The sequence below is a fragment of the Cupriavidus sp. SK-3 genome (assembly GCF_000611145.1).
Taxonomy (GTDB): Bacteria; Pseudomonadota; Gammaproteobacteria; order Burkholderiales; family Burkholderiaceae; genus Cupriavidus.
Genome location: NZ_JFJV02000041.1, coordinates 1 through 10,689 on the forward strand (window position 1 = coordinate 1; position 10,689 = coordinate 10,689).

The 10,689-nt window shown below is 65.0% G+C and carries 10 protein-coding genes and 1 pseudogene; 7 read left to right on the forward strand and 4 right to left on the reverse strand.

What is annotated here, in order from left to right:
• Positions 1-135: 135 nt before the first annotated feature.
• Positions 136-678, reverse strand: a complete 543-nt coding sequence (locus CF70_RS04485; RefSeq protein WP_081862016.1) for an ureidoglycolate lyase — start codon at positions 676-678, stop codon at positions 136-138.
• Between the two features lie 249 nt (positions 679-927).
• Between CF70_RS04485 and CF70_RS04490 the strand changes: the two genes are divergently transcribed.
• A complete protein-coding gene (locus CF70_RS04490) occupies positions 928-2,247 on the forward strand; it encodes an MFS transporter (protein WP_414629422.1) in 1,320 nt (439 codons plus the stop codon).
• Positions 2,248-2,384: 137 nt separating this feature from the next.
• Here CF70_RS04490 and CF70_RS04495 read toward each other — a convergent pair whose 3' ends face one another.
• A complete protein-coding gene (locus tag CF70_RS04495; protein WP_152561687.1) occupies positions 2,385-2,849 on the reverse strand; it encodes a carboxymuconolactone decarboxylase family protein in 465 nt (154 codons plus the stop codon).
• A 231-nt stretch (positions 2,850-3,080) separates the two neighbouring features.
• On the opposite strand from CF70_RS04495, the pseudogene CF70_RS04500 reads away from it, so the two are divergent.
• The 6 genes and pseudogenes from CF70_RS04500 to CF70_RS04520 form a co-directional block, all read left to right on the forward strand.
• Positions 3,081-3,938 (forward strand): annotated as a pseudogene (locus tag CF70_RS04500) (RNA polymerase sigma-70 factor); the annotation flags it as partial.
• A gap of 259 nt (positions 3,939-4,197) precedes the next feature.
• Entirely contained in the window at positions 4,198-4,926 is a 729-nt protein-coding gene (locus CF70_RS04505; RefSeq protein ID WP_051648035.1) for a FadR/GntR family transcriptional regulator, read from the forward strand.
• A 107-nt stretch (positions 4,927-5,033) separates the two neighbouring features.
• Positions 5,034-6,230, forward strand: coding sequence for a methyl-accepting chemotaxis protein (locus tag CF70_RS04510; RefSeq protein WP_035860972.1), 1,197 nt, complete (start codon positions 5,034-5,036; stop codon positions 6,228-6,230).
• Positions 6,231-6,268: 38 nt separating this feature from the next.
• Positions 6,269-6,541, forward strand: coding sequence for a hypothetical protein (locus CF70_RS35650; protein ID WP_152561688.1), 273 nt, complete (start codon positions 6,269-6,271; stop codon positions 6,539-6,541).
• A gap of 146 nt (positions 6,542-6,687) precedes the next feature.
• Positions 6,688-7,038, forward strand: coding sequence for an RcnB family protein (locus tag CF70_RS04515; protein WP_035860987.1), 351 nt, complete (start codon positions 6,688-6,690; stop codon positions 7,036-7,038).
• Between the two features lie 350 nt (positions 7,039-7,388).
• Positions 7,389-7,709 carry a high-potential iron-sulfur protein gene (locus CF70_RS04520; protein ID WP_035860975.1) on the forward strand — a complete coding sequence of 107 codons (321 nt, stop codon included), beginning with the start codon at positions 7,389-7,391 and terminating at the stop codon, positions 7,707-7,709.
• 160 nt (positions 7,710-7,869) lie between these two features.
• Here the strand turns inward: CF70_RS04520 and CF70_RS04525 are convergent, their stop codons facing one another.
• Entirely contained in the window at positions 7,870-9,315 is a 1,446-nt protein-coding gene (locus tag CF70_RS04525; RefSeq protein ID WP_035860977.1) for a M81 family metallopeptidase, read from the reverse strand.
• An 11-nt stretch (positions 9,316-9,326) separates the two neighbouring features.
• Complete coding sequence (locus CF70_RS04530; protein WP_035860979.1) at positions 9,327-10,304, reverse strand: tripartite tricarboxylate transporter substrate binding protein; 978 nt, start codon at positions 10,302-10,304, stop codon at positions 9,327-9,329.
• Between the last annotated feature and the right edge of the window lie 385 nt (positions 10,305-10,689).

Below are 10,689 nucleotides of genomic sequence, written 5' to 3' on the forward strand. Positions count from 1 at the left end.
GTGAAACCGCCTTTGACTTTAAGCTTTTGACTTCGACTTTAAGCCTTTGACTTCGCCGTTAAGCCGCAGCCCTCAAGCGCCAGCGGCGCCGGAAGCAAGCCAATTGCAGCCCTGCATAGCAACACACCAACCCACTCACTCCGCAATCAAATACTTGCCACGCAACTCAGCGACATCACAGTTGTGCCCCTCCCCACCACGATCCACCACCAGAAATCGCGCCGGACCCCGCGTAACGATCAACGAGTGATGCCAGACGCCTCGCTTGTAGTTCACGCCTTGCCGGCCATTGGTGACAAAGGCGCGGATAGCCGACTCGTCGAGCTGGCCGCCGCCCGGCGCCACGACGGCGAGGAAGGCGGTTTCGTCCAATGGCACGAAGGCCTGGCTGCCCAGCGGATGTCGTTCCATCGACGCGATGGCGAGCGGCAGGGCATAGGGCTGCGCGTCGAAGAAGTTGATCAGCGCACGGCCGTCCTGCGCGCCGACGTCGATCCCGGCGAGGTCGTGATAGCGCAGCGTCATGCCGCCATTGATGACCATCGGCGCGTGCCCTTCGCTTTCGATGACGTTGCCAAAGGGGGCGAAGGCAGCCGCGGTCAGCGGCTCGACTCGCAAGGGCACCGGCGCGTGGGCGGGTGTTGGGCGCACGATCGCCGTCTCGTCGGGAGCAGACACGTTTTTCCTCTTGGTCAGGGTGATGGGGACGCCGTGAAAGGCGGCTTTCCGATTGGGTTGTCCAACTGGTAATACCAGTAAGGCTAGTATCGCGTCAGCCCGACCCCGCGTCAAGGCACTTAAATTCCGGGTTTACGCTGCTTTTCCACAGCACAATGCGGACGTATTCTTCGCCATCCATTAGAAATCATACTGGTAATACCAGTTAAGCGAAGTGCCACGCCACCCGAGGAGGAAACTGCTGTGTCCCTGACCACCGCCCCATCGCTAGCCCCCGAGCCGGCCGCCGCCAATGCGGCGGCGCAGGAAAACGCCGTCTACCGCAAGGTCGCATGGCGCCTGTTGCCTTTCCTGATGCTTTGCTATGTCGTGGCCTACCTGGACCGCGTCAATGTGGGGTTTGCCAAGCTGCACATGCTGGGCGACCTGCGGTTCAGCGAGTCCGCCTACGGGCTGGGCGCCGGGCTGTTCTTCATCGGATACTTCTTCTTCGAAGTGCCGAGCAATATCCTGATGCACCGGATCGGCGCCAAGGCCACCATCTCGCGCATCATGATCATGTGGAGCCTGATCTCGGCGGCGATGGTGTTCGTGCAGACCACCACGCAGTTCTATGTGCTGCGTTTCCTGCTTGGCGCGGCCGAGGCCGGCTTCTATCCCGGCATGATCCTGTACCTGACCTACTGGTTCCCGTCGCACCGCCGCGCCCGCATGGTGGCGTTGTTCATGTGCGCCATCCCGGTCTCGGGTATTTTCGGCGGCCCGCTCTCGGGGTTCATCATGGAGTCGATGCAGGGCGTCGCGGGGCTGCGCGGCTGGCAGTGGATGTTCCTGATCGAAGCGCTGCCTTCCTTGCTGGTCGGCTTCGCGGTGCTGGCCTATCTCGATAACAATATTCGTTCGGCACGCTGGCTGACGCAATCCGAGAAGGACCTGCTGGAGCGCAATATCGCCAGCGAGAACGCGGCGAAGGGTGGCCAAATGACCATGCGGCAGCTTTTTTCGGACAGCCGCATCATCAAGATGGCCTGCATCTGCTTCTGCACGGTGATGGGGCAGTACGGGCTGACCTTCTGGCTGCCGTCGCTGATCCGGCAGTCCGGCGTGACCGGCGCGCTGAATATCGGCTTGCTGACCGCCATCCCGTTTTCCGTCGCGGTGTGTTCGATGATCCTGGTCAGCCGCAGCTCGGACCGCATGCGCGAACGCCGCTGGCACCTGATCGTGCCATTCTGCTGCGGCGCCGCCGGGCTGGCGCTGAGCGCGGTCTTCAGCGACAACGTGGCGCTGTCGCTCGCGGCCCTGGCGCTGGCGGCCGGCGGCAGCCTGGCCACCTCGCCGCTGTTCTGGAGCCTGCCCACCGCGCTGTTGTCCGGCGCAGGGGCCGCTGCCGGTATCGCCATGATCAACTCGTTCGCCAACCTGGCCGGCTTTGTCAGCCCTTACATGATTGGCCTGATCAAGGATGCGACGCAGAGCACCAACCTGGCGATGTTCGTGCTGGCCGGCGTGCTGCTCTGTGGCGCGGCGCTCACCTATACCGTCCCTGCGCGGCTGGTGAACAAGTAAGGTACGGCATGGCCCGGTCGGTGAGCTGGCAGATCGAGCCTTTGCGCGACGCAATGGCTCCGGTCTGCATGGCGCAGGCGGCGCTCCGGGCGAGGCGCGGCGGCGCCGCGCCATCACAAGCCGGACCGGCAGCGCGATCAGAAGCCCGGAGCCGGATTTTCCGGAATCTGGTTGCGCAGGCTCAGGTTCATCGCATTCCAGCCGCGAATCGCTGCAATGGCGTAGGACAGCTCGGCGATCTCGTTCTCGCTGAAATGCTCGCGCAATTCGGGATAGACGGCATCCGTGTCGTCGCGGTGCGGCAGCGCGTTGACGGCTTCCGCCCAGGCCAGCGCGGCGCGCTCGCGAGTGCTGAAGAACGGTGCCTCGCGCCAGCCGGCGATGGCATTCAGGTGGCGCGGTTCCGCGCCCTGCTTGATCAGGTCGCGCCAATGCATGTCGATGCAGACGCCGCAGCCATTGATCTGCGAGACGCGAAGGTTCACCATCTCCACCAGGCGGGGCCCTAGCGAGCTTTGCTTGACGGAGGCGGAGAAATTGATCATCGCCTTCAGGTTGGCCGGGGCGAGCTGGAAAAAGTTGATACGTGCAGCAGTCATGATTTTTGCCTTTCAATCCGTTTCGACGGGTCCGGCAGGCGCCCTGCGCGCCTGCCATGACCGTAAGACGGCGGCGGCAACCGGCTTGTGACAGCGGCTGCAATATTTTTTGCTTTAGATCTTCTCCGGTTCTCTTTACGCCCGGTGTTACCCCCGCGCGGTGCCAGTCGTTCGCCCGGATGTCACAAAACGCGTTGCCGGAACGTCTGGGGGTGATCTTCTCGCATATGACTTATGGATTCCGCCGAACCTTTCACCGCACTGAAGCCCCGTCTTTTCGGGATTGCCTATCGCATGCTGGGTACCCGTTCCGACGCCGAGGACGTGGTCCAGGACGCCTGGCTGCGCTGGCACGAGGCAGACCAGGCCGAGCTGCGCTCTGCGGAAGCGTGGCTGGTCACGGTCACGACGCGGCTCGCGATCGACCGCCTGCGCGCGCGCAAGAGCGAGCAGGAGAAATACATCGGCTGGTGGCTCCCCGAGCCGCTGGTCGAGTCGCATGAGGACACGCCGGAGGCGGCGGCGGAGTTGGCAAGCGATGTGTCGGTGGCGTTCCTTTGGGTGCTGGAACGCCTCTCGCCCGACGAGCGCGCGGCGTTCCTGCTGCGGCAGGCATTCGATCTGGAGTATGGGGAAATCGCTTCGATCCTCGGCAAGACCGAAGCGGCCTGCCGCCAGATCGTGCACCGCGCCGGTGAGCGCGTGCGGGAAGGCCGCCCGCGCTACGACGTATCGCCACAGGAGCATCGCGAACTGCTGACCCGCTTCATGCAGGCCGCAAGCACCGGCGACCGGGCCGCCATGAAGGCGATGATCAGCCCGGATGCCGAGCTGATCAGCGACGGTGGCGGCAAGGTGCCGTCGTTCGGGCGTATCCTGCGCGGCGCCGCGCGTATCGCCGGCGTCTTCTGGTCGCTCGGGCACGCGGAGCCAGGCAAGGTACGCTACCGGCTGGCCCGGATCAACGGCATGCCTGGGCTCCTTCGCTATGTGGACGGCAGGATCGAGTCGGCGCAGTCCTTCACCATCGAGGCGGGCCGCATCACCGCTGTCTATGTCGTGCGCAATCCCGACAAGCTTTCCGCGGTGCCGCCGCTGCAGGCTGTCGCGGACCAGGGGGAGGCGATGCGCAATCCTGCGAACAATCCTACGAAAACAGGGTAATTACTGCCTTTGGCTATCAGCCTTTCGGTCTTTGATCCTGACGTCAGGCGCTTGTGGCTGCCGTTAGATCTCCAGGTGGCGGTCGAGTACAATTTGCCGTCGATCCGGCGCCAGCGCTGGCGCCCGCGGCAGTTTCCCTTGCCCTTTGCCATAAACACCATCCAGCGCAGGAGTTTCCATCACCGCCATGGTCACAGCCACCGCCATCTCCGCCAACGCCGCGACCCTCATCCGCGAGTGGATCGAAGGCGGCAAGTATCCGGCCGGCTCGCTGTTGCCCTCACAACGCGACCTGGCCGAGCAGCTCGGCATCAGCCGCACCTCGCTGCGGGAGGCGCTGTCCACCCTGCAGGGCCTGGGGCTGGTGGTCTCGCGACCCGGTAAAGGCGTGTACGTGGCCGCCGATGCCGCCGACGGCGCGCCGCCGCAGTGGCGTTTCTCGAAATCGCATTCGCTGACCGATATCTACCAGCTGCGCTTCGCGCTGGAAAGCTTTACCGTGGGGCTGGCCGCGGCGGCGCTGTTGCCGGAAGATATCGGCGCCCTGCGCGAGAACGCCGAAGCCATGCGGGCGTGCATCGATGCGTCCGACTTTACCCAGGCCGCCCGGCTGGATTTCGAATTCCATATGCGCATCATTGCCATCGCCGGCAACCGCGCGATTGCCGATATCCTGCGCAACAGCACCGACGTCATGCAGGAAAGCCAGCGCCTGCCGTTCTACCAGCGCGGCAGCCGCCATGCCACCTACACCGAGCACTGCGCCATCATCGACGCCCTGGCGGCGGGCGACGCCAGCCTCGCGCAGCGCGCCATGTCCGATCACATCGTGCGGGCCGCCCAGCGCGCCGGCGTGCATTTTCCCGCCGGTAGCCGGGCGGATGGCGGGATGGCGCCGGAGCAGCGTCCCGCCTGAATGCCACTGGAAGGCGGCATCTGGCAATTCCCCTAAAGTTTCTCCGCGCGTCGCCGTTACCCAGACGACGAGGCAGGCGAAGTCTACTAAAAAGGGGAGATGCAGCAATGACGGCACTGGCCAACCTGAGCACCCGTATGCGCCTTGGCGCTGGTTTCGCGGTGGTGTTGATATTGATGGCGGCTGCGATCGCGATTGGGCTCAATGCCCCGCCGGACGCGGCGGCCGGGAATGTCGGGCAGGGCGCCGACTCCGCCCGAGCCTGGATGTTCGGGCTCTGGCTGGCCGCGCTGCTGGTCGGCGCCGCCTGTACCCACGGCATTGCGCGCAGCATCGAGCAACCGCTGGGCGAGGCCGTCTTTATCGCCGAAACCGTGGCCTCCGGCGACCTCAGCAAGGAATTCGAAACCGAGCGCCAGGGCGAGTTCGGCCGTCTGCTGCGCGGCATGGGCGAGATGGAAGACATGCTCACCGACCTGGTGAGCCGGATCAAGGACTCGACGGATTCGATCACGGACGCCTCGAAGCAGATCGCGGCCGGCAATACCGACCTGTCCCAGCGCACCGAGGAACAGGCTGCGGCGCTGCAGGAAACCGCGTCGAGCATGGGCGAGCTGACGGCCATGGTCAAACAGAATACCGAGCGCGCGCACGCGGCCAACGAACTGGCGGCCAATGCCTCGGATATCGCGCAACGAGGCGGCACCGTGGTCGGCGAGGTGGTAGACACCATGCAGGCGATCAGCGCCAGCTCCAAGAAGGTGGTCGACATCATCGATGTGATCGAAGGCATCGCGTTCCAGACCAATATCCTGGCGCTCAACGCCGCCGTGGAAGCGGCGCGCGCGGGCGAGCAGGGGCGGGGCTTTGCGGTGGTGGCGGGCGAGGTACGTACCCTGGCGCAGCGCAGCGCCGCGGCGGCCAAGGAAATCCGCGGGCTGATCGGCGACTCCGCGGAGCAGGTGCGCAACGGCTCGGCGCGGGTGGAGCACGCTGGCCAGACGATGCGCGAGATCGTGACCGCCTCCCGGCAGGTCACCACCATCCTCGGCGAGATCGCGGTGGCGTCGGGGCAGCAGAGCGATGGCATCGAACAGGTCAATCAAGCCGTGATGCAAATGGACGCGGTGACGCAGCAGAACGCCGCGCTGGTGGAGCAGGCCGCTGCTGCCTCGTCGGCCCTGGCGGACCAGGCCCACCAGTTGCAGGCCGCGGTGGACGAGTTCAAGCTGGACGCCACGCCAGACGACATGGCACCCGCGCAAGCCCGTTTTGCCGGCGTGCTACGGGGCGCACACGCGTAGGCAAGGCCGTTGTAGTGTTTGCTGCGCGTGGAGCGGGGGTGCAAGGCATGTTCGTGTCTTCCCGCCACTTCCCGCAGCTTTCCGCAGCCTTCCGCCACGCTCCGGTGATGACGCCTCAGGCGTCATTTTTTGTGATGCCGGCGCTCCTTTGTGTTTCCATCCTGGCAGAAATCTTTACATTCCCGGCAGATATTTCCCCGTTTCGCTTTTCCGCGGCCCTTCTGCAGCCCTTCTGCAACCTGTCCCTGCAGGCCTGCGCACGGCTGGCGGGCGCCGGTTCCGGCGCTTGCCGTCCCCATCCGTCCCCATAGCCACTATCCTTAATCCGGGCATTGAAGTTGCGGGCCCCTGTTTCGCGACACACCGGTCGCGTGGGCTGCCCGTGGCATCGCCCGGTAGGAGATGACCTGTCAGGGCCATTGCGGCCAATAAAAAGGAGTGCTCAATGAAGAAAACCATGAGAAGCAGACTGCTGCCGGGCGTATTGCTTGCCGGCGGGTTCCTGGTCTCGGCCTCTTGTTTTGCGCAGCCGGCCTCCGGCACCGGCGGTGGGTATCGATACCAGTCACCGTCATCCAAGGATGCGAGCATGGCCCCGGCCGGCAACAACACGCGCAGCGTGCCGGGCCAATGGAAAAAGGGCGACAAGCTACCCGCCGAGTACCGCGATCGTCAATATGTGGTGGATGACTGGCGTCAGTACAACTTGCCGCAGCCAACCAAAGGCCGTCACTGGGTCGGGGTGGGCGCGAACTTCTACCTCGTTGCGCCCAATGGCTCGATCGCCGAGGTAGGCGGCGGCAGCTAGGGTGTTTCTGCCGGCGATTTTGCCCGCCTGACCCAGGGCATCCGCGCAGGGCGCATGCGCCACCGATCCACAGCGTTCATGACTACGCGCAATGTCCATGTAATCGCCGTCGTCTAAACTCAATCGGGATACAGGCCAGGAGCCGGCCAGGACGGCGGCTGCTGGTGCGAGCCATGCGAGCCTCGAGCCAACGTGTCCGACACTTTGTTTCCTTGCTGTGATGTGGCTGCGTCCGGGCCGGTATCCGGCGCGCGCCTTCATGGGTGCGCCGATGGCTGGGGCCGGCGCCTTGCGTTGTTGCGCGCGGCGCGTGCCCCGCCCAGTTTGTCCCCCACAAAAAGGATAGAAAGATGTCAACTCGTCGTCATTTCCTGAAAGGCATTCCCATTATTGCGGCCGCAGGCGCCCTGGGTGTTTCCCTGGCGTCCCGGGCGCAGGGCGGCGGCCCGATGGTCGATGAAAAAGACCCGCAGGCGGTCGGCCTTGGCTACAAGGCGGATACCACCAAAGTCGATAAAGCCAAATATCCCAAGCATGACGCCACCCAGCACTGCGGCAACTGCCAGCTCTTCCAGGGCAAGGCGACCGATGCCAGCGGCGGCTGCCCGCTCTTCGCGGGCAAGCAGGTTGCCACCAAAGGCTGGTGCAGCGCCTGGGTAAAGAAGGCTTGATAGCGGCCTGATACGGTGAAAGCGGCGGGCGCGCGGTCTGGGTGCGTCCGCCGCTTTCTTTTGTCCAGGCGAGCCTCTGCGTGTCCGGTTAAGCGTACATTCAGGCGTACATTCAAGCGTACATCCAAGCGGCCATTCGCGCGGCTGTTCAAGCGCCCATTTATCCGTCGATCGGCCACTTGGGACGGCGCGCGCGGCGATAGGGCAGTGCGCTCAGGTTGAGCGATACCGAGCCCGGTGCGTCCGCATAGATGACATGGCGGGCGATCCGCGAGAACGCGGTGTGGAAGTGCTGCGCGGACTTGACCACGATCAGCGTCTTGTCCTCCAGCCGGCAGCCAAGCTGCGTGAACACATCGGTATCCAGCGCCTGGGCGCGCAGCGTGATCAGCACGATCTCGATGCCCTCCGCTTCCACCAGCGCCGCGTTTCCCACCGCGGCCGGCGCCCCTGACAGCCCTGTCATGACCATGTCCGGGACCAGCGCCTTCACGGTGCACACCAGGTCGATGGGCGCTCCCGACATCGTGCTGACCTTGCCGCCGATGCGCAGCGGCAGGCGCGCGCCCACGCCGGCGCTAAAGGCAATGCGCACGGCGACGGGATCCCACAGGGGGCCCACCGCCACGTTGCCGACTCCGCGCTGGCGCAGGCGATGCAGCATGAACGTGGCATCTCCCGCGGCACCGCCGCCGGGGTTGTCGGCCGCGTCCGCGATGACTACGGGCGCGTCGCCGTACGCCAGCGCCTGGTCGATGGCCTCGTCCGGCCCGGGGCAGGCTGGCGTCAGTTGCTCTCGCATGCCAATCAGCTCGTCGGCGAGGCGCCGCGCAAGCCGTTGCGCGGCACCCGCGTCGCCGTCCGCGTACACCAGCAGCCTGGTGCCCATTTCGGGCACATCGCCCCACGGGAAACCATGCGCCACGGAGATGGACAGGATACCGTCGCGGCCCTCCAGCGCCATCAACCGGTCGACATAGCTCCTGGCCGGCTCCTGGTTGGTCCGGATGGTGACGACCATCTCGCAGTCCACCACCGCCGCCACGGGGGTGATGCGTCCCTCGGCCTGTGCCGCGCAAAAATCCACCAGCTCCAGCGCGCGCTCGCGGATATCGGTGTGCGGATATTCCTTGTAGGCCACCAGCATGTCGGCGTTCGCCACCATGGCATCGGACAGATGGCAATGCGGATCCAGTTCGGCGCCGACCACCACGCCGGGGCCCGCCAGCGCGCGCACGCGGGCCAGCAGGTCGCCCTCGCAATCCTCATAGCCATCGGCCACCATGGCGCCATGCAGCCCCAGCACCACCATATCGACGGGGAGCGCCCGGCGCAGGTCGCCAAGCAGTTCGTCGCGCAGCGTTTCATAGGCATGGCGCGTGGTGATGCCGCCCGGCTGCGCGCCGGCGGCCATGCCCTCGATCACAGCCCAGCCGCGCTCGCGGCCACGCTGGCGGGCGGCCCACAGTGGCCCGCTGAATACGGTCATCTCCGGCGGATGCGTGCCGGCGGGATAGTAACCCCGGTCGACGAAAGCATCCAGCGAGGTGGGCAGGGGGGCGAAAGTATTGGTCTCGGTAGCCAGCGACCCGGTAAAAACACGCATGATCCGCCGGCCTAGTCCGCGGTGGCGCCGGAGGCCTTGACCACCGCGCCCCACTTGGTGATTTCCGCCGCGACGTGCTGGCGCAGCGCTTCCGGCGTACCGCCGCCCGGCGTGGCCACCATGGCAGCGAGCTTATCCCGCGTATCCTTCTCGCCCATGATCGCGTTGACCTCCTTGTTCAGCGTATCGACGATACCCGCCGGCGTGCCGGCGGGCACGAACAAGGCGTACCACGACGTGACCTCATACCCCTTGAGCCCGCTTGCATCGACGGTGGGGATCTCCGGCGCGAACGGTTGCGGGCTCGCGCTGGTGACGGCCAGCGCGCGCAGCTTTCCGCTCTTGATCAGCGGGATGACGGACGGCGCCGTATCGAACATCACCTGCACCTGGCCCGCCATCAGATCCGTCAGCGCCGGTGCGCTGCCCTTGTACTGCACGTGCTCCATCTGGATGCCCGCCATGGTCTTGAACAACTCAGCCGACAAACGCGTCGACGAACCCGCGCCGGACGAAGCGAAGAACACCCCCTTCGGGTGCGCCTTGGCATAGCTGATGAACTCCGCCACCGTGGTCGCCGGCACCGAGGGATTCACCGCCATGATATTGGGGAAGCGCGTGAGCAGCACCACCGGCGCGAAATCCTTCTGGAAGTCGAAGGGCAGCTTCTTGTACAGCGAGACATTGATGGTGCTGGCATTGGAACCCAGCAGGATCGTGTAACCATCGTTGGGCGCGCGCGCCACGCCAGCCGCCGCGATATTACTGGCAGCACCGGGCCGGTTCTCCACGACAAAGCTCTGTCCCAGCCTCTCCGACAGCCGGTTAGCCACCAGCCTGGCCACGGCATCGGACGAACCGCCGGGCGCATAGCCGACCACGATCTTGACGGGCTTGGCCGGATACGAAGGATCCTGTGGCGCGGCGGCTGCGTGGTGGCAGATCACGCCCAGGGTTGCGGCTGCCAGGATTGAAGCGAAGGGTTTCATGCTTGTTTGCTCGAAAGGGGATCATGGTCTGGCATGGCAATCGAAATCAGCGCGCTGTATCGACTGGCAACCGGGCGAATTTGCCGCAGGCACATTATTCGCAATTCCAGCCCCCCGAATCAATGTAAGCTTGGCGGAATTTTGTTGCCTATTTGGCAACGGTTCTTCCCCTTCACCCAAAGATTGGGCAAGGGAAAAACATGCATCACCAGCCGAGGCTAGCGAGCGAAGACAGGAGACAGGAGACAGAGTTGAGACCCCGAGGAGCCGAGAAATTTCAAGGACACGCGCAGTGGTCAGATCACCGATTTGGTGTAGCCGTGTGGAGCGCCCGCAAGGGCGGGCCACACCGATCCGCGATGCGAAGCGAGCCGTGAAGGTGTAC

Coding starts and splice junctions, on each gene's coding strand:
- CF70_RS04505 (WP_051648035.1), top strand. CDS start 4,198: ATGGTCACAGCCACCGCCATCTCCGCCAACGCCGCGACCCTCATCCGC.
- CF70_RS04510 (WP_035860972.1), top strand. CDS start 5,034: ATGACGGCACTGGCCAACCTGAGCACCCGTATGCGCCTTGGCGCTGGT.
- CF70_RS04515 (WP_035860987.1), top strand. CDS start 6,688: ATGAGAAGCAGACTGCTGCCGGGCGTATTGCTTGCCGGCGGGTTCCTG.
- CF70_RS04520 (WP_035860975.1), top strand. CDS start 7,389: ATGTCAACTCGTCGTCATTTCCTGAAAGGCATTCCCATTATTGCGGCC.
- CF70_RS04525 (WP_035860977.1), bottom strand. CDS start 9,315: ATGCGTGTTTTTACCGGGTCGCTGGCTACCGAGACCAATACTTTCGCC.
- CF70_RS04530 (WP_035860979.1), bottom strand. CDS start 10,304: ATGAAACCCTTCGCTTCAATCCTGGCAGCCGCAACCCTGGGCGTGATC.